Raw genomic sequence first — 21,446 nt, forward strand, 5'->3', positions numbered from 1 at the left:
CGTTGAATCAAGTTGGGCCAAGAGCACTACTCTCTCCGCTCCCTCGCCCCTTGCGGGGAAGAGGACGCACCTTCGTCGAGGCGCTCATCGAGTCTCACCTCATCGCGCTCAAATCTTCCCGCTGCCACAAATGCCCTTCAGCGCTTGCCACTCCTTGTCCGTCAGCAGCGGGGGACCGCTGACGGGGCGATTTTCCTTGGTCATGCGCGCGAGGCGGTCCTCTGTGAGCGGATGGCTCGCCAGGATCGTTGCCAGGCCCGAGCCGCCCTCCTTGCCGGTGATGCGAAACATCAACTCGGCTGCCGGCTTCGGCGAGCGGCCGAGCTTATGCATCGTCTCGATTGCGAACGTATCGGCATTGGTCTCGGCCTCGCGCGAATAGGACGCCTCGACCACGCTGCGCATGTTGTCGTGATGGCCGAGCTCGTGAGCAAGGATGCCGGCGAGCTCATCAGGGCTTTCAGCCTTGTCGAGCAGGCCGCTGAGCACGAAGACCTTGCCGCCGGGCAGCGCGAACGCATTCGGCACTGCGGTTCGCAGCACGCCTGATGTCATGGAATCGTCGTCGAGACCGGCGGCGTCGCGCAGGCGCTTGACGAGCTTGCCGAACGCCGCCTGACCGGCCGGGCGTTGCAGGAGATGCCGCGGAAGAACGCTTTCACCTGGACCTCTGACGCATCGCCAATCCGCCGCTCGCGCGGACATCGGCCGCCGCGCCGATGTCATGCACTGCGACGGTTTCCAGCACCTTGGCCCAGAGATCGCGCTGAAGATAGACGCGCATGATGACGTTGGCAGCGAGCGCGAGGGCCAAATAGCCGATCACCATCACCAGCAGCAGCGGGATGTTCGCGGCAGGCCCGGCGGCCGGCGCGTGCGGCGCGCCCTCCATCTTGGTGGTGATTGCGATGGCAACACCGAGATAGGCGCTGTAGATGGTCGACAGCAACAGCCACCAGCCGATCACTTTCCAGCAGAGGCCGTAGAAGGCGTTGTGAGGCAAATCCGAGGACAGGTTGACGCCGCCGATCCGGATACCGTCGAGCCACCAGCGCCATTCGCGCGCCCTGAACTCGGCATAGAGGAACGGCGCAGCCGGGAAAAACAGCAGCGCAAGCGGCGTGAGAAGCCACAGCCACCAGCCGCGCTTGAAGAACTCCCAGCCGTCACCCTCGAAATCGCCTTGCAGATCACCGAAATGCGTGTGCTGCATCTTGTAACGCTCCAGCGAGGCCTCGCGCCACGGCAACGCCAGGCCGAGCGTCAGGAACATCAGAGCGCCCCACAGCATCGCGCGGAACGAATAGGCCCAGCCCGAGCCATCCATCCAGAACCGCACGCCGCGCCAGACCGTACGCGTCAGGCGGTAACGTCGCGCGCGATAAATCGCGAATTGGCCGAAGGCGTAGAAGCTGATGAACAGGGGCGTCGACGCAAAGCCCTTCCAGCGCTCGGCTTCGATCGTGATCAGGAAATAGAGCACGTAGATCGGCACCAGAATCGCTAGCGCGACGAGGAATCCGATCAGCAGCTCCCTGGCCCGTCCGGTGTATTCGGCGGCATCGCCATCGATCGACGTATTCGACCACAGGTGACGGCGGATGTCGGTGACGAGCCAGAACCGGTAGAAGCCAAAAGTGACCAGCTCCAGCATGGCCCCTCTGGTGACGATTGTCCTGAACTCGGCGCGATCACCGCTGAAGTCGATCCGAGTGGGGGGGCAGCGGCGGCGGGACCGGTTCGGGGGAGCCCAGAGGGGCCCATTGCCTATCGTTCACGGCGACACCCCCGGGATGCGGATTTAATCAGATCAAACTATAGATCAGAGATTGGTCGATCCCCAAGATCGGCGGGTTCGATTTACCTCGGTTTCGCGCGGTTTCCGACGGGATTTCGGGACGAACGGCGTGCGGCAGGTCACATTCGTCGCGTGGCAAAGCCCGGATGACATCCCGTGCGGCAAAACTGCCGCTTGCTCCGACGCACGTAACGCGTTGTAATTGTGCCTCAAATACCGCAGCGCAGAATTCACAAAAATCGCGCGGTTCACGCCAGGGAGAGCGGCTCATGCACGGGACCATCGAGAGCGCGGCCAAGCTCGACGCATTGCGCGAGCGCGCTTCGTCATTGTCGCTGGAGCAATTCGATCCCGGCGACCCCGAATTGTTCAGGACCGATACGTTCTGGCCGTACTTCGATCGCCTGCGCCGGGAAGATCCCGTGCACTATTGCAAGGACTCGATGTTCGGACCGTATTGGTCGGTGACGCGCTACAACGACATCATGGAGATCGAGACCAACCATGCGGTGTTCTCCTCGGCCTCCGCTCTCGGCGGCATCACCATCCGCGACATCGATCCCGATCTGCGCCGCGAGAGCTTCATCTCGATGGACCCGCCGCGGCATGCCGCGCAGCGCAAGACCGTAGCGCCGATGTTCACTCCGACGCATCTGGACAATCTCGCGCTCAACATCCGCAAGCGCTCGGCCGAGTGCCTGGACAGTCTGCCGCGTGGAGAGGTGTTCGATTGGGTCGACCAGGTTTCGATCGAGCTCACCACGCAGATGCTGGCGGTGCTGTTCGACTTCCCCTGGGAAGACCGCCGCAAGCTGACGCGCTGGTCCGATATCGCCACCACCATTCCCGGCCCTGACGGCCTGGTCGCGACCGAGGATGAGCGGCAGGTCGAGCTGACGGAATGCGCGCAATATTTCGCGCGGCTGTGGAAGGAGCGCATCGAGCAGCCGCCGAAAAGCGATCTGCTCTCGATGATGGCGCATGGCGCCGCGACCCGCGACATGGATGCCAGGAACTTCCTCGGCAATCTCATTCTTTTGATCGTTGGCGGCAACGACACCACCCGCAACACCATGTCGGGCTCGCTGCTCGCGCTGAGCCAGCATCCGGAGCAATATCGCAAGCTGCGCGAAAACCCCGCGCTGCTCGACAGTTTCGTGCCGGAGGTGATCCGCTGGCAGACGCCGCTCGCGCATATGCGCCGCACCGCGCTCGCCGATTTCGAGTTCCGCGGCAAGCAGATCAAGAAAGGTGACAAGGTCGTGATGTGGTACGTCTCGGGCAACCGCGACGAGGAGGCGATCGAGAAGCCCTACGACTTCATCATAGACCGCGCCCGCCCGCGCACGCATCTCTCCTTCGGTTTCGGCATCCACCGCTGCGTCGGATTGCGCCTTGCCGAACTCCAGCTCAAGATTATTTGGGAGGAGATCCTCAGCCGTTTCGACCATATTGACGTGGTCGGCGAACCCAAGCGGGTCTATTCAAGCTTCGTGAAGGGTTTGGAAACTTTGCCGGTCAAGATTGCGGCATGAGTGAAGTCCCTCGCCCCACTTTCCGCCTTTGCCACGGCTTCGGCTGGACATGGCGGGAAGAGGCGAAGAAGGCGCGAACCTGGAGCGACTGCCCATGAACATTCAGACCCCGGTCAAGGCCGACAAGGCCGAACGCATGCGGCGCGCGCGCGAGGAAGCCTACGCGACTCCGCTGAAGAATTTTCACCCGGGTGCCCCCAGGCTGTTCCAGGACGACACGCTGTGGCCGTGGTTCGAGCGGCTGCGCAAGGAAGAGCCGGTGCATTACTGCACCAACGCGCCGATCGAGCCGTACTGGTCGGTGGTGAAATACAACGACATCATGCATGTCGACACCAACCACGGCATCTTCTCCTCGGATTCGAGGCTCGGCGGCATTTCGATCCGTGACGTGCCTGACGGCTATGACTGGCCGAGCTTCATCGCGATGGACCAGCCCAAGCACTCGTCGCAGCGCAAGACGGTGTCGCCGATGTTCACGCCGACGCATCTGGACGAGCTCGCCAAGCTGATCCGGCAGCGCTCCCAGACCGTGCTCGACAATCTGCCCCGCAACGAGACCTTCAATTTCGTCGAGCGGGTCTCGATAGAGCTGACGACGCAGATGCTGGCGACCCTGTTCGACTTTCCCTGGGAGGAGCGGCGCAAGCTGACGCGCTGGTCGGACGTCTCGACCGCGCTGCCCAAGAGCGGCATTGTCGCCTCGGCCGAGGAGCGCCGCCGCGAAATGGACGAGTGTTACGCCTACATGTCCAAGCTGTGGAACGAGCGCGTCAACTCCGCGCCGCGCAACGATCTGCTGTCGCTGATGGCGCACAACGACGCCACCCGCTTCATGGATCCCGACAACCTCATGGGCAACATCATCCTGCTCATCGTCGGCGGCAACGACACCACCCGCAACACCATGACCGGCTCGGTGCTGGCGCTGAACGAGAATCCCGACCAGTACGACAAGCTGCGGGCCAATCCTGCATTGATCGACACGATGGTGCCCGAAGTGATCCGCTGGCAGACGCCGCTGGCGCATATGCGCCGCACCGCACTTGCCGACACAGAGATCGGCGGCAAGCACATCAAGAAGGGCGACCGCGTCGTGATGTGGTACGTCTCCGGCAACCGCGATGAGGAGATGATCGAGCGGCCAAACGACTTCATCATCGACCGGCCGCGCCCGCGCACCCATCTCTCCTTCGGCTTCGGCATCCACCGCTGCGTCGGCATGCGGCTCGCGGAATTGCAGCTGCGCATCGTCTGGGAGGAAATGTTGAAGCGCTTCGACCGCATCGAGGTGGTCGGCGAGCCCCGGCGGATCTATTCCAGCTTCATCAAGGGATATGAATCGCTGCCGGTGCGGATTCCGGCCTGAGCTCTATCCTCGATCATTGCGAGCTCGCAACGACGGGCTCTCGGATACGTATGCGTCCTCGCGTCGATCGCTGCGGTCCCTTCAGCTATAAAATTCCGGCATGACAGGTCGCGCCAGATGCGAAGGCACGATGGGGCGTGGCTGGTCTACGACACGGCTGCATCTAACTCAATTTGATGTCCCACACGCCGTCCCTGCGGCAGGCGGCGACCTCGTCGCGCAGCAGCGCGGTGACGGCCAGCGAGGCCGTCGAGGCCGGGCGGTCGATCGGAGAGGCGAAAATGAGCTCGCGCGACATCGGCTTGGAGACGACGGCGGTTTCCAGCCGTCCGTCCGTCACCTCGCCGCGGACCGACGAGGGCGGCAGCAGTGCGAAGCCGAGGCCCTCCTCGACGAGGCTCGTCAACACGCGGAATGAATCCGCCTCCAGCTGGACGTTGAGCTTGAGCTTGCGCTGGGCGGCCGCGTGCTCGATCAGCGCGCGCAGGCCGTGCGAATGACTGGGCAGCACCAGCCGCTGCCGCAGCAGCCAACCGATGTCGACAGTCTTTCTGCGCGCCAGGCCACAGCCGCGCGGACCGACCGCGACGATGTTGTCGCGCCCCAGGCTCTGCACATTGAGATGCAGATCAGCCGAACGGCCGTAGAGGATGGCGAGATCCATCTCGCCGCGATGCAGCCATTCGACGATATGGCCGCTGTAGCTCTCGACGATGCGCAGCGAGATGGCGGGATATTTTTCCACGCAGCGCCTCGCAAACCGCGCCGACAGCACGCAGCTCACGGTCGGAACCAGCCCGAGCACGACCTGGCCGGACGGCGGCCCCTTGGCCGACTGGATGTCGTCGCGGATCTGGTCGATCTGCCGCACGATGCCGGAGGTGCGCGCCAGCAGCAGGCGTCCGGCTTCGGTCAGCACCATGCCACGGCCATTGCGGGTGAACAGTTCCGTGCGCAGCTCGTGCTCCAAGAGCTTGATCTGCCTGGAGAGCGCCGGCTGCGCCACGCGCAACGTGTCGGACGCCTTGGAGAGGCTGCCGAGCTCCGCGACGCAACTGAATGTCCTGAGCTGCCGGAAATCCATGCTTGCCAATCCTGGAAGGCTACTCCATACGCTATAGCAAATGAGCATAGGGGGCTGGCGATGTTTTCACAACGCCAGAGGATTGGCCGGCGTTATCTTGACTGCCGCGAGATACGGAAAACGCCATGAGCCAAGACAAGCAGGACGAACACACAAGCGAAGATTACGCCGACATCCGCGATGCCGTCGCCAAGCTCTGCGCGCAGTTCCCGGGCGAATACTGGCGCAAGCTCGACCGCGAGATGGCCTATCCCAAGGCCTTCGTCGACGCGCTGACTGAGGCCGGCTATCTCTCGGTGCTGATCCCCGAGGAATATGGCGGCGCCGGCCTGAAGCTCTCGGCCGCGGCTGCGATCCTCGAAGAGATCCAGCGGGCGGGCTGCAACGGCGGCGGTTGCCACGCCCAGATGTACACGATGGGCACCGTGCTGCGGCACGGCAACGCCGAGCAGAAGGCAAAGTACCTGCCTAAGATCGCGAGCGGCGAATTGCGGCTGCAGGCGTTCGGCGTCACCGAGCCGACCAGCGGCACCGACACGACCTCGCTGAAGACCTTCGCGCGCAAGGACGGCAACGGCGGCTACATCGTCAACGGCCAGAAGATCTGGACCAGCCGCGCCGAGCATTCCGATCTGATGGTGCTGCTGGCGCGCACCACGCCGAAGGAGCAGGCGAAAAAGCGCACCGATGGCCTTTCCGTGTTCATCGTCGATATGCGCGAGGCCAAAAACAACGGGCTGGAGATCCGCCCGATCCGCACCATGATGAACCACGCCACGACGGAAGTGTTCTTTACCGACATGAAGGTGCCGGCGGAGAACCTGATCGGCGAAGAAGGCAAGGGTTTTCGCTACATCCTCTCCGGCATGAACGCCGAGCGCATCCTGATCGCGGCGGAATGCGTCGGCGATGCGAAGTGGTTCATCACGAAGGCGACGAACTACGCCAAGGAGCGCAGCGTTTTCGGTCGGCCGATCGGCCAAAATCAAGGCATTCAATTCCCGATCGCGAAGGCCTATGCCTCGATGCGCGCGGCTGAGTTGATGGTGAAGGAAGCCACGCGCAAATACGAGGCCGGGCTTGACTGCGGCGCGGAGGCCAACATGGCCAAGATGCTCGCGGCCGATGCGTCCTGGGAAGCGGCCAATGCTTGCATCCAGACCCACGGCGGCTTCGGCTTCGCCGAGGAATACGACGTCGAACGCAAATTTCGCGAGACGCGGCTGTATCAGGTCGCGCCGATCTCGACCAACCTGGTGCTGTCCTTTGTCGCCGAGCACGTGCTCGGCATGCCCCGCTCGTACTGAGGCGAATCATGGGAGCACTTGACGGGATCAGGGTGATTGCGGTCGAGCAGGCGGTAGCGGCGCCGTTCTGCTCCTCGCGTCTGGCAGATGCCGGCGCGGAGGTGATCAAGATCGAGCGGCCCGAGGGCGATTTTGCCCGCGGCTATGACGCGGCTGCCAAGGGGCAGAGCAGCTATTTCGTCTGGCTCAACCGCGGCAAGCAATCCGCCGTGGTCGATCTCGCCACCAAGGACGGGCGCGCCGAACTGGAGAAGCTGATCGCGAGCGCCGACGTGCTGGTGCAGAACCTCAAGCCCGGCTCGATGGACAAGCTGGGCTTTTCGCGCGAGCGGCTGTTGCAGGATTACCCAAAGCTGATCTCCTGCACGATCACCGGCTATGGCGACGACGGCCCCTACGCGCATCGCAAGGCCTACGATCTGCTCATCCAGGCCGAGAGCGGCCTCGCCTCGATCACCGGCAACCCCGATGGCGCCTCGCGCGTCGGGATGTCGATCGTCGACGTAGCGACCGGCGCCACCGCCCATGCGGCGATTTTGGAGGCGCTGATCGCGCGCGGGCGCACCGGCAAGGGTGCCGACATCCGCATTTCCATGTTCGACGTGATGGCGGACTGGTGCACCGTGCCGCTGCTCAACGCCGAGGCCGGCAATCCGCCGAAGCGCATGGGGCTGCGTCATCCCTCGATCGCACCCTATGGCGTGTTCACCTCGAAGGACGGCAAGGACATCCTGATCTCGATCCAGAGCGAGCGCGAGTGGAAGACGCTGTGCGCCGAGGTACTGGACCAGCCTGATCTTCCCGCCGATCCCCGCGTCGCCAACATGGTGGAGCGCGTACGCAACCGCGATTTCACCGACACCACGGTCGCGGATATCTTCGGCCAGATGACACGCGACGAGCTGTTGAAGCGGCTGTCGGATGCCGACATCGCCTTTGCCGAGGTCAACACCATGAGCGACCTCACCAACCATCCGCATCTGCGCCGCATCGAGGTGGATACACCAAATGGCCGCGTCAGCTATCCCGCGCCGGCGCCGATCATCGTCGGCGAGATCCGCAGCTATGGCGCGGTGCCGGCGATCGGCGAGAAACCGACGAAGTAAGAAGAGCGAGGCGTCATGACCGGGAAGCTCGACATCGATCATCTCAGGCAATGGATCGGCCGCAGCGAGGAAGCGACCGACATCGTCACGGCGCAGCTGGTCAAGGGCCTGCGCGCCACGCTGTTCCAGGATGTAGGGGAGCCGAAGGCGGGCGACGCGGCGCCATTCACGGTGCACTGGTGCCTGGCGCAGCCGGTGTTTCCGATGTCGATGCTCGGCCCCGACGGCCACCCGACCCGCGGCGGCTTCCTGCCGCCGGTGCCGTTGCCGCGCCGGATGTGGGCCGGCGGCGAGATCGAATTCCTGCAGCCCTTGCGCGTCGGCGATGAATCGACGCGGACCTCGCGCATTGCCGACGTGCAGGTGAAACCAGGCTCGACCGGCACGCTGTGCTTCGTCTCGGTCGAGCACAGCATCTCCTCGCCGCGCGGCGTTGCCATCCGCGAGCGTCAAGACATCGTTTATCGCGAGATGACGAGCACCGCGACCGCCAAAGCCCCGTCTCCGCCGCCGAAGGCAAAGCATCGCGAGACCCATGTCTCCGACCCCGTGCTGCTGTTTCGCTACTCCGCGCTGACCTTCAACGGCCACCGCATCCACTACGATCGCGACTATGTCACGGAGGTCGAAGGCTATCCGGGCCTGATCTTCCACGGGCCACTGCAGGCGGCGCTCATAGTGGAGATGGCGGCGAAGCTGCGCGGCGGCAAGGCGCCGAAGAAGTTTTCATATCGCGGTTTGCAGCCGTTGTTCGAGGGTTCTGAATTTTCGATCAACGCCAATGAGACTGACGCTGGCATGGAGCTGTGGACCGCCAATGCGGAGGGGCAGCCGACGATGAAGGGCACGGCGGTGTGGTAGGCCACAGCTCCCTCTTCCTCATTGCGAGCGCCGCGAAGCAATCCGGAATCCGTCCGCGGTGATAAGGATTGGTTCGCTGCGCTCGCAATGACGGGGGCTGATGGCGCGATATGAATAGCAGGGACGGAAGCGATGACAAAAAACGGCAAGACCGGCAGCAAGTCCGTCACCGTCAAGCAGGCGACGCTCGATCTGCTGCGCGCCTTCGGCATCGACAAGGTGTTCGGCAACCCTGGTTCGACCGAGCTGCCGTTCCTGAGCGATTGGCCTGACGACCTAGACTACGTGCTGGCGCTGCAGGAGGCCTCCGCCGTCGGCATGGCCGATGGCTACGCGCAGACGACGCGCAATGCCGGCTTCGTCAATCTGCATTCCGCCGCCGGTGTCGGCAATGCGCTCGGCAACATCTACACCGCGCATCGCAACCAGACGCCGCTCGTCATCACCGCGGGCCAGCAGGCCCGCTCGATCCTGCCATTGCAGGCGTTTCTCTATGCGGAGCGCGCGTCCGAATTCCCGCGACCCTATGTGAAATACAGCGTCGAGCCGGCCCGGCCCGAAGACGTGCCGGCCGCGATCGCCCGGGCCTATTACGTCGCGATGCAGCCGCCGTGCGGACCGACCTTCGTCTCGATCCCGATCGACGATTGGGCACATGCTTGCGCGCCGGTCGAAGCACGCAAGGTCAGCCGCGAGATCGGCCCCGAGCCGGACGCGATGAAAGTGCTGGTTGCCGCCCTCGATGCCGCAAAGCACCCTGCTCTCGTCGTCGGCCCCGGCGTGGACCGCGCCGGCGCGGTCGATTTGATGGTGCGCGTGGCCGAGAAGGCGAAAGCGAGCGTCTGGGTCAGCCCGTTCTCGGCGCGCTGCTCGTTCCCCGAGCGGCATCCGCAATTCGCGGGCTTCCTGCATGCTTCAGCTGCGCAGCTGTCCGACGCGCTGCGCGAGCACGATCTCGTTGTGGTCATCGGTGCGCCGGTGTTCACCTTCCATGTCGAGGGCCATGCCGCGATCTTCGACGGCGGCGCGGCGATCTTCCAGATCACAGACGATCCGGACGCTGCGGCGGTCACGCCTGTGGGCACCAGCATCATCGCGACCATGAAGCCGGCGCTGAGCCTGCTGCTCGAGCTGTTGCCGGAGAGCAAGCGCGCGATGCCAAAAGGCCGCACGCTGCCGCCGACGCCACAGGCCGCCGATCCGCTGCCGGTCGAATTCCTGCTGCATTCGCTGTCGCAAGCGATGCCGGACGGCGCATCGCTGGTCGAGGAAGTGCCCTCGCACCGGCCCGCGATGCAGAAGTTCTTGCCGATGCGCGGCCAGGACAGTTTCTACACCATGGCGAGCGGCGGCCTCGGCTATTCCCTGCCCGCCGCGGTCGGCATGGCACTCGGCAAGCCCACCAGCCGCACGGTGTGCCTGATCGGCGACGGCTCCGCGATGTACTCGATCCAGGCGCTATGGACCGCCGCGCAGCGCAAGCTGCCGCTGACCATCGTCGTCATCAACAATTCCGGCTACGGCGCGATGCGCTCGTTCAGCCAGGTGATGCAGGTGCGCAACGTGCCAGGGCTGGAGCTGCCGGGGATCGATTTCGTCCGGCTCGCCGAGGGCATGGGCTGCCACGCGGTGCGGGTGAGCAAGGCGGCAGAGCTCGGCGGCGCGCTCAAGCGCGGAATGGCGTTCGAGGGCGCGAGCCTCGTGGAGGTCATCGTGGATTCGGCGGTGCCGGTGCTGTACGGGCAGAAGCATTGAGGCGTGCCGTCTATCCACCGCGGCGGGCAGACTGGATTGCTTCGCTTCGCCCGCAATGACGGAAGAGAGTAGCGGCCTCCCCTACTTCCCGAACTCCTCGCGCATCTTGGCCTGAATCTTGGCCATGCCACCGATCCAGCGGTCGTAATTCTCGGTCTTCTTGCGCATGTAGCCGAGCACCTGGGGGTGGGGCAGGATCAGGAAGGTCTCCTGCTCGAGGCCGGCGAGCACGTCCTTTGCCACCTGCTCCGGCGTGAGGTCGCCGTCGCCGGATTGCGGGCCCTTGGGGATCGAGCGCAACATGTTGGTGTCGACGCCTTGCGGGCAGAGGATCGAGACCTTGATGTTGTCGGCCTTGTGCGAGATCGCGAGGTTCTCGGCAAAGCCCACCGCGGCGTGCTTCGTCGTCGAGTAAGCCGGACTGCCGACCTGCGACAGCAGGCCCGCAGCCGAGATGGTGTTGAGGAAATAGCCGCCGCCGCGCGCCTTCATGCGGGGAATGAGATGTCGCGCCGCATAGACATGCGCCATGACGTGGATCGCCCAGCTGCGCTGCCACGGCTCGTCCGAGGCGCCGCCGGCGTTGACCGACATCGGATCGAAGCCGCCGCCGATGCCGGCATTGGAGCAGAACAATGCGATCGGGCCGAACTGCCGCTCGGTTTCGTCGATGACGTGCGAGATATCCTTTTCCTGCGCGACGTCGCATTTGAAAGCCGCGCCATCGACCGTCGCTGCGACGATCCTCGCATTGGCGGCGTCCATATCCGCGACCACGACCTTGGCGGCGCCCGCCTTGTGAAAGGCCTCGCAAAGCGCCTTGCCGATGCCGTTTGCGCCGCCCGTGACGACCACAACCTTGCCGGTCACCTGCATGCGACGTCTCCTGTTTTCTCAGATGGTCTCATCCCGCGTCCCGGGACGTGCTCAGTTCAACACGAGGTCGAGCACCGCGGTATAATGGCATGCCGCACCGGCCAAGACAAAGCCGTGCCAGATCGCGTTCTGGAAGCGCAGCCGCCGCCAGGCGTGGAAGATCACGCCCAAACTGTAGAGCAGCCCGCCGGCCACGATGAAACCCAGCGCCAGCGCCGGCAACGCTCTGACCACGGCGTCATAGAGCATCACACCGCTCCAGCCCATGGCGAGATAGATCCCGACCGAGAGGCGATCGAACCGGCCGGGCCAGCAGAGTTTCAGCACGATGCCTGATATGGCCACGCACCAGACGCCGGCGAGCAGCACCAGAGCGAACACGCTGTCCCTCACCTCGAGAATGAACGGCGTATAGGTCGCCGCGATCAGGAGATAAATCGCGGAATGATCGAAGCGGCGCAGCAGCCATTTGGCCGGCGAGACCGGCCAGAGATTATAGGTCGCCGACAGCACCAGCATCGACAACAGGCCGGCGACATAGACCGAGACGCCGATGACATTGGTCGCGTCAGCATAGACCGCTGCCAACACCACCAGCACGGTCGCCGCGATGATGCCGGCGAGCACGCCGATCGCATGGATGACGCCGTCTGCGATCAGCTCGGCGCGATCGTAGTTCCAGCGAATTGCATCGGCTGCTGCGTGGACCGAGGTGGATGCTAGTTGTTTCAATCTGAAGATGGTCATGGCAATCCGCTGAGCGGGGCAATGCCCTCTTGTGTGGGTGGTTTGGGACCGGCGCGTCGTTCGATCGGCTGATTTGCCGACAAAGGCGGTGGAAGTATGAAGCTTGATTTTCCCCGCGCAATTGCCACTTTTGTGAACGGCTTCACCGTTCCGCCCGCGCCCCGAGACCAATCACGTTCATATGGCATTCAGTTTCCAGGATATGGTCGAGGAGGCGCGCCTGTCGGCCCGGGCGCTGATCGACTATGGCGAGCACTTCTTCAATCCCACGGTACGGCTTGGTGTCACGGGCCTGTCGCGGGCCGGTAAGACCGTATTCATCACCGCGCTGATCCACGGCCTGACCCGCGGCGGCCGGCTTCCGGTGTTTGAGGCCTATGCCTCCGGCCGGATCGCGCGGGCCCATCTGGCGCCACAGCCTGATGACGCCGTGCCGCGCTTTTCCTATGAGAACCACCTGCGTGCGCTGATCGAGGAGCGGCGCTGGCCGAGCTCGACCGTCGACATCAGCGAGCTGCGTCTCGTCATCGACTATCAGCGTCCAAACGGCGCCGACCGCACACTCACGCTCGACATCGTCGACTATCCCGGCGAATGGCTGCTCGACCTGCCGCTGCTGCAGAAAAGTTTTGAGCAGTGGTCCGCCGAAAGCCTGGCGTTGTCGCGCGAAGCGCCGCGCGCGCATCTGGCCGCGGACTGGCACGCGCATCTCTCAACGCTCAAGCCCGAGGCGCGCGAGGACGAGCAGGCGACGCTCGCGGCTGCAAAGCTCTTCACCAGCTATTTGCGCGCCTGCCGCGACGAGCGCTTTGCGATGAGCCTGTTGCCACCCGGCCGCTTCCTGATGCCCGGCAATCTTGCGGACACGCCCGCGCTGACCTTCGCTCCGCTCGACGTCCCCACAGGCGGACAGGCGCCGGAGGGATCGCTGTGGGCGATGATGGTGCGCCGCTACGAGGCCTACAAGGACGTCGTGGTGCGACCCTTCTTCAGGGATCATTTCGCAAGGCTCGATCGACAGATCGTGCTCGCCGATGCGCTCGCCGCATTCAACGCGGGGCCTGAAGCACTGCACGATCTCGAAGCGGCGCTGTCAGGTATTCTCGATTGCTTCCGCATCGGCCGCAGCACGTTCCTGTCCAGCCTGTTCAGGCCGCGTATCGACCGCATCCTGTTCGCGGCGACCAAAGCGGATCATCTGCATCATTCCAGCCACGACCGGCTCGAAGCCGTGCTGCGCCGCGCGGTGACCCGCGCCGTGGCGCGCGCGGAAGATACCGGCGCGCGGATCGATGTCGTGGCGCTTGCCGCCGTCCGCGCCACCCGCGAAGCTCAAGTCAGCAACGGCCGCGACAAATTGCCTTCGATCCTGGGCACGCCGGCGGCGGGCGAAAGTGCCGGCGGCGAGTTCTTCGACGGCAACACGGAGGTTGCGACTTTTCCGGGCGACCTCCCACTGGATCCCGAACCGCTGTTCAATGGCACGGATGCATTCCGCGGATCGTCGACGCAGGCCGGCGAGACGAGCGATTTTCGCTTTCTGCGCTTCCGCCCGCCAATGCTCGAACGTGAAGGCACTGTAGAGCCCGCGCTGCCCCACATTCGCCTGGACCGTGCCCTGCAGTTCCTGATCGGAGACAAGCTGGCATGAGCGACCCATCGAAGCCACGGCGGCCGGCGACGTTCCGGCTTGACGATCCCGGCGTCGTCGTGACCGAGGCCGACGAGATCAGCCGGCTCAGCCGCGCCAGCATCCAGATCACGCCGGAGCCCGATCCATCATTGCTGCCGGTACCGGTCCAAACCGCGCTGCCGGCGCGGCGCGGCTTTCCCTGGGGCGCGCTGTTCTGGTCCGGCCTCGCCGGCCTGACGCTGCTCGGCACCGGGCTCGGCGTCGTCAATCTGATCGAGAGCCTGTTTGCGCGCAGCGAGAGCCTCGGCTTTGTCGGGCTCGCGCTCGCGTTCATCGTGACGCTTGCGCTCGCCGTGGTGATCGGGCGCGAGGCGCTCGGGCTCGCGCGGCTTGCGACGATCGAGAAGCTGCACCGGCGTGCCGCCGAAGTGCTCTTGAGCGACGATCGCAAGGAGAGCCGCGCCATCGTGCGGGATCTGATCGCCATCGCGCACCAGAACCCGCAGCTTGCCCGCGCGCGCGCGACGCTGGAGAGCCATACCGGGGAGATCATCGACGGGGCCGACATGATCCGGCTCGCCGAACGCGAATTGATGTCGCCGCTGGATACAGAGGCGCGGCGGCTGGTGTCGTCGGCCGCCCAGCGGGTCTCGATCGTCACGGCGGTGTCGCCGCGCGCGCTGTTCGACGTGCTTTTCGTGCTCGTGGCCTCGCTGCGCCTGATCCGCCAGCTCGCCCGGCTCTATGGCGGCCGACCCGGCGCGCTCGGCATGATCCGCCTGCTCCGCCACGTCATCGCCCATCTCGCCATCACCGGCGGCCTCGCCGCGAGCGACAGCCTGGTGCAGCAGATGCTCGGGCACGGGATCGCGGCAAAACTGTCGCAGCGGCTGGGTGAAGGCATGCTCAACGGATTGCTGACGGCGCGGCTGGGGTTGGCCGCGATAGACGTCACAAGGCCGCTGCCATTCGCCGCCCTGCCGCCGCCAAAACTGTCGGATCTGGCGACGGATTTGCTGCGGAGGAAAGAGGACGAGGCGTAGCGCTAGAGCATGATCCGGAAAAGTGTGCAGCGGTTTTCCGAAAAGATCATGCGCAAACAATAAGCTAAAGTGCGATGACGATTCATCCTAATCTCATCGCGCTTTAGGAGAGCGAGCGCTCCGCGAATTCCCACGCCAGCACCCTCCACCGGAACAGCGGCGAATCCTTTGGCGGCGAAAGCTCCGGGGTCCAGCCGGTGAGCTTGTCGAGCGTGTAGGTATCGATCAGGACACCGCGCCAGCGCCGCTCGACTTGCGCCAATGGCGCGCGCCTTGCCGGGATCTGCTGCCACACCGGCGAGTCATCGTCGGGCCGGCGACCGATATAGAGTCCCGCATGCCCCCTGATCCGGTCCATACCGGGATCGCGAAAGTCCTGGAAGCGGCCACGCTCGTTGATCTCGATCACGGGGACCCGGCCGCGGAACAGCCAGCGCATCATGGCGTAGGTGCGATAGTCGGTGGTTGCGATCCAGGTCGCGCCTGTCTCATCCAGCGCGGCCTGTGCGCGTGCGGCCACCTGATCGAAGCCGGCTTCGGCACCGATCGGATCGATCTTGCCGAGGAAATTCCAGGGCGCCGCGACATAATAGAGGAACACGACCACGACGAAGGCGATCCCCGAAACCAGGGCCGTGTTGACCCAGAACAGGCTCGACCGGATCGTCTGCGCGGACCGGCCTTCCTTCGACAGCATCGCGAGGTTCACGGCGGCGGCCGCGAAACCAACCGGCCACATGAACATCGGCCAGGTATCGCCGACCCTGAGCGTCATCGACTTCAGGAGGAAATAGGCGAAGGGCACCAGCACCGCCGTCGACAGCAGGATCGCCACCGGCTCACGGGAGCGATAGCCACGCCATGCCGTCATCGCGAGGCCGGACAGCACCACCGGCAACATGACGAATCCGACAAGACCGAATTGCAGGCCGATGTAGTCGCCGATGGTGCGCAGCGAGATGCCGTAATTGGCCGTGGCGCGCACGCCCTGGAAACGGAAGGAGGCCCAGTCGTGCTGGGCATTCCAGATCAGCACCGGCGAGAACACAGCGATCGCGATCAGCAGCGCCAGATAGGGATAGGGGCTGCGCAGCCAGCGCCAGCGCCAATCCGGCACCAGCAGAAAAGCGGCGACCGCCGGCGCGAACATGATCGCGGTGAATTTCGACAGCAGCGACAGGCCCGCGAACAGGCCGGCTGCGAGCCACCACCGCCCGTCGCCGCTCTGCGCGAGCCGCACCAGCGACCACATCATCGCCACCGCGAACGGGATCATGGCGACATCGGGCGCAACCTTGGCCATCAGCAGGCCGTAATAGAGCGCGGCCTCGGGCATCAGCACCACAACAACGACCGCGCGCACATCATGGGTGAGGCGACGGACGATATCGGCGAGCAACAACTGCGTGACCAGCATTGCGACGATGCCGCCGAAGCGAACGCCGAGCACGGTGTCACCGAAGATCGCGGTTCCGAATCGGATCAGCCAGGCGACGCCGGGCGGATGATCGAGGAAGCTGAGCGCTCCCTCCTTCGACCAGGTCCAGTAATACGCCTCGTCGGTGCGCAGCTCGATCGCGGAGGCATAGACGATGCGCAGCACCGTCATCGCGGCGATCACCAACGCGGCAATGACCAGAGGCCGGCGCAACGCGCCGCTGGGCTTCATGGTGATATCGGTAGCGATCGTCACGGCCGCGCTTTTCCCTGACTTGTGAGGGGGAGTCAATGTGGTGGGTGTTGCGGTCTTGTCGGCCGTCCCGGGCCAGGACCGTTGGGGTGAACGATGCTTACCGTCAGGTAACCTTGCCGCGCATGTGATCGGAAGGGCCGTCTATCAGCGGAATTTAACTCTCTACTGGCTGTTCTCCTCAGTGAACTGGTACAAGCGAATCATGGCCGCCACCGCGCTTTCACGATTGCCCGAACTCGTCCGCTCGACCAGCGCGCGGCAGGTGCGGCTGGCCTGCGGCGTCATCCTGTTTGCATACGTGATCAGCCATTTCCTCAACCACGCGCTGGGCAACATCTCGGTCGACGCCATGCAGGTCGGCGTCTACTACCACATAGCGTTCTGGCAGTTCCTGCCCGTCGCGATCGTGTTCTATAGCGCGGCCCTCACCCATATGGGTCTCGGCGTCTATGCGCTGTACCAGCGCCGCGAGTTCCGCTGGCGGACGATCGAGCCGCTGCAGCTCGTGCTGGGGCTGAGCATTCCGGCGCTGGTCATGGCGCATGTCATCGGCATCCGGCTCGGCCAGACGCTGTACGGGCACGAGAAGCTCTATCCGCAGGAGCTCTATCTGTTTTTCGTCGTGGCGCCCGGCCGGCTCTGGACGATGACGATCCTGCTGATCGTCGCCTGGGTGCACGGCTGCATCGGCATCTATTTCTGGCTCCGGCTGAAACCGTTCTTCATGCGCGCCGCACCGTATCTGCTGGCGGCCGCCGTGCTGATCCCGACGCTGGCGCTGCTCGGCATCTACCAGGGTGGCCGCAGTGTCGCCGCCGACAGCGAGGACAGCGACTGGCGCCGGCAGAATTACACGCAGCGCGAGGTCGGCACGTTCGCACAGGCCGACACGCTCGACCGCATCAGCGCTGGACTGACGATCAGTTACTTCGGGCTGCTCGGGCTGGCGCTGCTCGCGCGCGGCGTGCGCGGCTGGCGCGAGCGGCGTGGCGGCATGATCGCGCTGTCCTACGGCAACGGCAAGACCGTGCGCGTGCCCAAAGGCCTGTCCGTGCTGGAAGCGAGCCTGCGCCACAACGTGCCGCATGCCAGCGTCTGCGGTGGCCGCGCCCGCTGCTCGACCTGCCGGATCCGCATCATCGGCGACCACGACACATTGCCAGAGCCGTCGCAGCGCGAGGCCTTCGTGCTGGCTCGCGTCGGCACCGCCGATCCCTCGATCCGCCTCGCCTGCCAGCTGCGGCCAAACTGCGATCTCTCCTTCTTCCAGCTGTTCACGCCACAGATGCTGTCGGGCAACGCGCAAGCGTCCTCGCCGGCACGAATCGGTCAGGAGCGCTATCTCGTCAGCCTGTTCGTCGACATGCGCGGCTCGACCCAGCTCGCCGAGAAGCGGCTGCCATTCGACACCGTCTTCATCGTCAATCGTTTCCTTGGCGCGGTGTCGCAGGCGGTGATCGAGAACGGGGGCCAGCCGAACCAGTTCGTCGGCGACGGCATGCTGGCGCTGTTTGGCCTCACAACCGATCCGCACACCGCGAGCCGGCAGGCGCTGAAGGCGGTGGCCGCCATCGCAACCCATGTCGACGAGCTCAACGAGCTGCTGAGCCACGACCTGCGCCAGCCGATCCGCTTCGGCATCGGCGTCCATGGCGGCGAGGTCATTATCGGCGACATCGGCTATCGCGACCACATCGTCTTTACCGCGCTCGGCGATGCCGTGAACGTCGCCGCCCGCCTTCAGGACATGACCAAGACGCTCGCCTGCGAGGCTGTGGTCTCCGAGGAGGTCCGCCGCACCGCCGGCCTGGACGAGGAGGCACTGCCCAAGCAGGAGGTCGCGATCCGCGGCCGCGACGAGCCGATGGTCGTGCGCGTCGTCGCCGACACCAGGACATTGTCCCCCCTCATCGCCGGCGACGCGCGCGTCGCGGCGTAGCACCGGTGTGTTGCGGCGCAACGGCATGGGCTTGCTGCGAAAGCACGAATTGACTTCAACGTGATGGTTGAGACAGATGAACGTGGGTGTTGCGGTGATGACCGCGGGCCAACGAAAAGCTCCGGGAGGAGACGACATGTTCGACCGACGCGACCTGCTGAAAGGAGCGGGTCTTGCCGCACTGACGGCCACACTGAATTCAACCAGGGCACTGGCTCTCGACTCCGTCACCCTGCCGTTTGCCAATGGCGAGCGGCCGCTGGTGAAATATCCCCAGAAGCGGCCGATGATCGGGCTCACCAGCCGGCCGCCGCAGCTCGAGACGCCATTCGCGGTGTTCAACGACGGCCCTATCACGCCGAATAACGCGTTCTTCGTGCGCTACCACCTCGCCGGCCTGCCCTACGATCTCGACCCTGACAAGTTCACGCTCGAGGTCAAGGGCAAGGTCGACAAGCCGCTGAAGCTGTCGCTGAAGGACATCAGGAAGATGAAGGCGACCGAGATCGTCGCCGTCAACCAGTGCTCCGGTAACAGCCGCGGCTTCTTTGAGCCGCGCGTCGCCGGCGGCCAGCTCGCCAATGGCGCGATGGGCAATGCGCGCTGGCGCGGCGTGCCGCTGAAGACCGTGCTGGAAATGGCGGGCGTGCAGACCGGCGCCAAGCAGGTCGTCTTCGGCGGCATGGACGGGCCGGTCAGCGACAAGACGCCCGACTTCGCCAAGGCGCTCGACCTGGATCACGCCACCGACGGTGAGGTGATGCTGGCCTATGGCATGAATGGCGAGGACCTGCCGTTCCTCAACGGCTTTCCGCTGCGCTTGATCGTGCCGGGCTATTACGGCACCTACTGGGTCAAGCACCTCAACGAGATCACCGTCCTCGATTCCGTCTATGACGGATTCTGGATGAAGTCGGCCTACCGCATTCCGGATACGCCGGACAATTCGGTCCCGCCCGGCACGGCACCCAAGGCGACGATCCCGATCAACCGCTTCACCATCCGCTCCTTCATCACCAATGTGCCCGATGGCGCCAAGCTGAAGGCCGGCCGCACGACGTTGCGCGGCATCGCCTTCGATGGTGGCAAAGGCATCAAGGACGTGTCCGTCTCCACCGATGGCGGCAAGACGTGGGCCTCCGCCAAGCTCGGCAAGGATCTCGGCAAATACTCCTTCCGCGAATGGAAGCTGCCGGTGAAGCTTGCCGCGGGCCAGGTCGAGTTCAAGGTGCGCGCGACCAGCAATTCCGGTGAGACGCAGCCCGACACGCCGCGCTGGAACCCGGCGGGTTATCTGCGCAATGTCGTCGAAACCGTCCGCGCCAGCGTGGCCTGAGGAGAATGATCATGCAGCGCACCGTTCTCGGCGCCGTTACGCTCGCCGTCACCGCCATGCTGGGTTCGGCCCTTGCAGCACCGATCGACTACAAGACGCCGGACGAGGTCGCGGCCTTCAAGGCTGGGCCCAATCTCGAAGTGGTTCAAGGCAATTGCACCGCCTGCCACTCGTCCGACTACATCGCGACGCAGCCGCCGATGAAGGACAAGAAAGCCTTCTGGCAGGCCGAGGTCACCAAGATGATCAAGGTCTATGGCGCACCGATCGACGATGCCGACGTCGGCAAGATCGTGGACTATCTGGCCGCGACTTATTGACGGTGTCAGGGTCAATTGACCGCGAAACGGGCAAAACAGGCAAAAACGCTGCGAAGTTGAGCGAATTTCGGCGAAATGCTGATGTGGTTTGATCTACCAAGCCCGCCTCATTCCGCGTATCCTGTAGGACCGAACCGGCCGGTTGGCGGGGACTGGCGGTTCGTGATCTCGGAGGAAGACCCGCGGAGAAGTCGTTATGGCTAAAGGTACGGTCAAGTGGTTCAACCCGACCAAGGGTTATGGATTTATCCAGCCTGCGTCGGGCGGCAAGGATGTGTTCGTGCATATCTCGGCAGTGCAGAAAGCCGGTCTGTCGTCCCTGAACGAAGGACAGACGGTGGAATACGAAGAGATCGCAAACCGGGGCAAGACCTCCGCAGAGAACCTCAAAGTATAAGCCGCCAGCTCTTGCTGCCTCCCGGGTCAGTCCGGGAGTGAGGCCAAGAAAATTTCAGAAGACGATCCGTGCATTCGACGACAGGCGTTGCGACTGCACACGAAAGGCTATTTGCCTGGAGAAATCGTAGATCAACGCCGCAGCAGTGACAATCGCGACCGCATTTCGTCAGCCCACCGGCAGCGGTGCGTCGCGCTTGATCTCCTCCATCACCGCATAGGTGCGCGTCTCCCGCACGCCCGGCATCGACAGCAGGGTCTCGCCGAGGAAGCGCCGATACGCGGTCATGTCGGCCAGCCGCGCCTTCACCAGATAGTCGAAGCCGCCTGCAACCATGTGACACTCCAGCACTTCCGGGGCGAGTTTCACCGCGCGTGCAAAGCGCTCGAAATTGTCAGGCGTGGTCTTGTCGAGCAGCACCTCGACGAACACGAGCAAGCCCAGGCCCAGCCGGTGCGGATTGAGCCGCGCGCCATAGCCTTCGACGAACCCCTCGCGCTGCAGGCGCTTCAGCCGCTCGCCGGTCGAGGTCGGCGACAGTCCGATGCGCTCGGCGAGTTCGACATTGGCGATTCGCCCATCTTCCTGCAAAATCGAGAGGATTTTCCGGTCGATCCGATCGAGTTCCATATTTCACACGACCAATG

General features: G+C 64.4%; 18 protein-coding genes and 1 pseudogene. 12 read left to right on the plus strand and 7 right to left on the minus strand.

Annotation, left to right across the window (positions count from 1 at the left end; genetic code table 11):
* Window positions 1-108 precede the first annotated feature (108 nt).
* Window positions 109-705, minus strand: coding sequence for a M48 family metallopeptidase (locus tag ACVW16_RS12290; protein ID WP_456737379.1), 597 nt, complete (start codon window positions 703-705; stop codon window positions 109-111).
* Window positions 659-1,778 (minus strand): annotated as a pseudogene (locus ACVW16_RS12295) (DUF898 family protein). The gene ACVW16_RS12290 and the pseudogene ACVW16_RS12295 overlap by 47 nt, the downstream one beginning before the upstream one ends.
* Before the next feature lie 289 nt (window positions 1,779-2,067).
* Between ACVW16_RS12295 and ACVW16_RS12300 the strand changes: the two are divergent.
* Window positions 2,068-3,333, plus strand: coding sequence for a cytochrome P450 (locus ACVW16_RS12300; RefSeq protein WP_456737378.1), 1,266 nt, complete (start codon window positions 2,068-2,070; stop codon window positions 3,331-3,333).
* Between the two features lie 94 nt (window positions 3,334-3,427).
* Complete coding sequence (locus tag ACVW16_RS12305) at window positions 3,428-4,702, plus strand: cytochrome P450 (RefSeq protein ID WP_456699476.1); 1,275 nt, start codon at window positions 3,428-3,430, stop codon at window positions 4,700-4,702.
* A gap of 163 nt (window positions 4,703-4,865) precedes the next feature.
* Here the strand turns inward: ACVW16_RS12305 and ACVW16_RS12310 are convergent, their stop codons facing one another.
* Window positions 4,866-5,786, minus strand: coding sequence for a LysR substrate-binding domain-containing protein (locus ACVW16_RS12310; protein ID WP_456699477.1), 921 nt, complete (start codon window positions 5,784-5,786; stop codon window positions 4,866-4,868).
* 125 nt (window positions 5,787-5,911) lie between these two features.
* On the opposite strand from ACVW16_RS12310, the gene ACVW16_RS12315 reads away from it, so the two are divergent.
* The 4 genes from ACVW16_RS12315 (at window position 5,912) to mdlC (ending at window position 10,815) form a co-directional block, all read left to right on the plus strand.
* Window positions 5,912-7,093: an acyl-CoA dehydrogenase family protein gene (locus tag ACVW16_RS12315; RefSeq protein ID WP_456737376.1), complete on the plus strand. Its 1,182-nt coding sequence runs from the start codon at window positions 5,912-5,914 to the stop codon at window positions 7,091-7,093.
* A gap of 8 nt (window positions 7,094-7,101) precedes the next feature.
* A complete protein-coding gene (locus ACVW16_RS12320; protein ID WP_456699479.1) occupies window positions 7,102-8,199 on the plus strand; it encodes a CaiB/BaiF CoA transferase family protein in 1,098 nt (365 codons plus the stop codon).
* Between the two features lie 15 nt (window positions 8,200-8,214).
* On the plus strand, window positions 8,215-9,060 hold the full coding sequence (locus tag ACVW16_RS12325) for an FAS1-like dehydratase domain-containing protein (protein ID WP_456737375.1): 846 nt from the start codon (window positions 8,215-8,217) through the stop codon (window positions 9,058-9,060).
* 132 nt (window positions 9,061-9,192) lie between these two features.
* Complete coding sequence (mdlC, locus tag ACVW16_RS12330) at window positions 9,193-10,815, plus strand: benzoylformate decarboxylase (protein ID WP_456737374.1); 1,623 nt, start codon at window positions 9,193-9,195, stop codon at window positions 10,813-10,815.
* A gap of 81 nt (window positions 10,816-10,896) precedes the next feature.
* Here mdlC and ACVW16_RS12335 read toward each other — a convergent pair whose 3' ends face one another.
* Together ACVW16_RS12335 and trhA are read right to left on the minus strand one after the other, a co-directional pair.
* Window positions 10,897-11,691: an SDR family oxidoreductase gene (locus ACVW16_RS12335; RefSeq protein WP_456737373.1), complete on the minus strand. Its 795-nt coding sequence runs from the start codon at window positions 11,689-11,691 to the stop codon at window positions 10,897-10,899.
* A gap of 51 nt (window positions 11,692-11,742) precedes the next feature.
* Window positions 11,743-12,438: a PAQR family membrane homeostasis protein TrhA gene (trhA, locus tag ACVW16_RS12340; RefSeq protein WP_456737372.1), complete on the minus strand. Its 696-nt coding sequence runs from the start codon at window positions 12,436-12,438 to the stop codon at window positions 11,743-11,745.
* 181 nt (window positions 12,439-12,619) lie between these two features.
* On the opposite strand from trhA, the gene ACVW16_RS12345 reads away from it, so the two are divergent.
* Window positions 12,620-14,089 carry a YcjX family protein gene (locus tag ACVW16_RS12345; protein ID WP_456737371.1) on the plus strand — a complete coding sequence of 490 codons (1,470 nt, stop codon included), beginning with the start codon at window positions 12,620-12,622 and terminating at the stop codon, window positions 14,087-14,089.
* On the plus strand, window positions 14,086-15,114 hold the full coding sequence (locus ACVW16_RS12350; protein WP_456699484.1) for a YcjF family protein: 1,029 nt from the start codon (window positions 14,086-14,088) through the stop codon (window positions 15,112-15,114). The genes ACVW16_RS12345 and ACVW16_RS12350 overlap by 4 nt, the downstream gene beginning before the upstream one ends.
* Window positions 15,115-15,217: 103 nt before the next feature.
* On the opposite strand, the gene ACVW16_RS12355 is transcribed toward ACVW16_RS12350, so the two are convergent.
* Window positions 15,218-16,783 carry a glycosyltransferase family 39 protein gene (locus ACVW16_RS12355; protein WP_456738288.1) on the minus strand — a complete coding sequence of 522 codons (1,566 nt, stop codon included), beginning with the start codon at window positions 16,781-16,783 and terminating at the stop codon, window positions 15,218-15,220.
* A 226-nt stretch (window positions 16,784-17,009) separates the two neighbouring features.
* Here ACVW16_RS12355 and ACVW16_RS12360 point away from each other — a divergent pair, with 226 nt between their 5' ends.
* The 4 genes from ACVW16_RS12360 to ACVW16_RS12375 all read left to right on the plus strand — a co-directional run bounded on the left by ACVW16_RS12360 (window position 17,010) and on the right by ACVW16_RS12375 (window position 20,799).
* On the plus strand, window positions 17,010-18,746 hold the full coding sequence (locus tag ACVW16_RS12360) for an adenylate/guanylate cyclase domain-containing protein (protein ID WP_456737370.1): 1,737 nt from the start codon (window positions 17,010-17,012) through the stop codon (window positions 18,744-18,746).
* 136 nt (window positions 18,747-18,882) lie between these two features.
* Window positions 18,883-20,082 (plus strand): SorA family sulfite dehydrogenase catalytic subunit, encoded by a 1,200-nt coding sequence (sorA, locus tag ACVW16_RS12365; protein ID WP_456737369.1) that lies wholly within the window; start codon window positions 18,883-18,885, stop codon window positions 20,080-20,082.
* 11 nt (window positions 20,083-20,093) lie between these two features.
* Window positions 20,094-20,402: a SorB family sulfite dehydrogenase c-type cytochrome subunit gene (sorB, locus tag ACVW16_RS12370; RefSeq protein ID WP_456737368.1), complete on the plus strand. Its 309-nt coding sequence runs from the start codon at window positions 20,094-20,096 to the stop codon at window positions 20,400-20,402.
* A gap of 196 nt (window positions 20,403-20,598) precedes the next feature.
* The gene (locus ACVW16_RS12375) at window positions 20,599-20,799 is read left to right on the plus strand and encodes a cold-shock protein (protein ID WP_008134691.1); all 201 of its coding nucleotides are present in this window, start codon (window positions 20,599-20,601) and stop codon (window positions 20,797-20,799) included.
* 168 nt (window positions 20,800-20,967) lie between these two features.
* Here ACVW16_RS12375 and ACVW16_RS12380 read toward each other — a convergent pair whose 3' ends face one another.
* Window positions 20,968-21,429 (minus strand): Lrp/AsnC ligand binding domain-containing protein, encoded by a 462-nt coding sequence (locus tag ACVW16_RS12380; protein WP_456737367.1) that lies wholly within the window; start codon window positions 21,427-21,429, stop codon window positions 20,968-20,970.
* Between the last annotated feature and the right edge of the window lie 17 nt (window positions 21,430-21,446).

Source organism: Bradyrhizobium sp. USDA 4474 (assembly GCF_054057515.1).

Excerpts from the sequence above, each read along its gene's own strand:
- ACVW16_RS12290 (WP_456737379.1), bottom strand. The coding sequence starts at position 705 with ATGTCCGCGCGAGCGGCGGATTGGCGATGCGTCAGAGGTCCAGGTGAA.
- ACVW16_RS12300 (WP_456737378.1), top strand. The coding sequence starts at position 2,068 with ATGCACGGGACCATCGAGAGCGCGGCCAAGCTCGACGCATTGCGCGAG.
- ACVW16_RS12305 (WP_456699476.1), top strand. The coding sequence starts at position 3,428 with ATGAACATTCAGACCCCGGTCAAGGCCGACAAGGCCGAACGCATGCGG.
- ACVW16_RS12310 (WP_456699477.1), bottom strand. The coding sequence starts at position 5,786 with ATGGATTTCCGGCAGCTCAGGACATTCAGTTGCGTCGCGGAGCTCGGC.
- ACVW16_RS12315 (WP_456737376.1), top strand. The coding sequence starts at position 5,912 with ATGAGCCAAGACAAGCAGGACGAACACACAAGCGAAGATTACGCCGAC.
- ACVW16_RS12320 (WP_456699479.1), top strand. The coding sequence starts at position 7,102 with ATGGGAGCACTTGACGGGATCAGGGTGATTGCGGTCGAGCAGGCGGTA.
- ACVW16_RS12325 (WP_456737375.1), top strand. The coding sequence starts at position 8,215 with ATGACCGGGAAGCTCGACATCGATCATCTCAGGCAATGGATCGGCCGC.
- mdlC (WP_456737374.1), top strand. The coding sequence starts at position 9,193 with ATGACAAAAAACGGCAAGACCGGCAGCAAGTCCGTCACCGTCAAGCAG.
- ACVW16_RS12335 (WP_456737373.1), bottom strand. The coding sequence starts at position 11,691 with ATGCAGGTGACCGGCAAGGTTGTGGTCGTCACGGGCGGCGCAAACGGC.
- trhA (WP_456737372.1), bottom strand. The coding sequence starts at position 12,438 with ATGACCATCTTCAGATTGAAACAACTAGCATCCACCTCGGTCCACGCA.
- ACVW16_RS12345 (WP_456737371.1), top strand. The coding sequence starts at position 12,620 with ATGGCATTCAGTTTCCAGGATATGGTCGAGGAGGCGCGCCTGTCGGCC.
- ACVW16_RS12350 (WP_456699484.1), top strand. The coding sequence starts at position 14,086 with ATGAGCGACCCATCGAAGCCACGGCGGCCGGCGACGTTCCGGCTTGAC.
- ACVW16_RS12355 (WP_456738288.1), bottom strand. The coding sequence starts at position 16,783 with ATGAAGCCCAGCGGCGCGTTGCGCCGGCCTCTGGTCATTGCCGCGTTG.
- ACVW16_RS12360 (WP_456737370.1), top strand. The coding sequence starts at position 17,010 with ATGGCCGCCACCGCGCTTTCACGATTGCCCGAACTCGTCCGCTCGACC.
- sorA (WP_456737369.1), top strand. The coding sequence starts at position 18,883 with ATGTTCGACCGACGCGACCTGCTGAAAGGAGCGGGTCTTGCCGCACTG.
- sorB (WP_456737368.1), top strand. The coding sequence starts at position 20,094 with ATGCAGCGCACCGTTCTCGGCGCCGTTACGCTCGCCGTCACCGCCATG.
- ACVW16_RS12375 (WP_008134691.1), top strand. The coding sequence starts at position 20,599 with ATGGCTAAAGGTACGGTCAAGTGGTTCAACCCGACCAAGGGTTATGGA.
- ACVW16_RS12380 (WP_456737367.1), bottom strand. The coding sequence starts at position 21,429 with ATGGAACTCGATCGGATCGACCGGAAAATCCTCTCGATTTTGCAGGAA.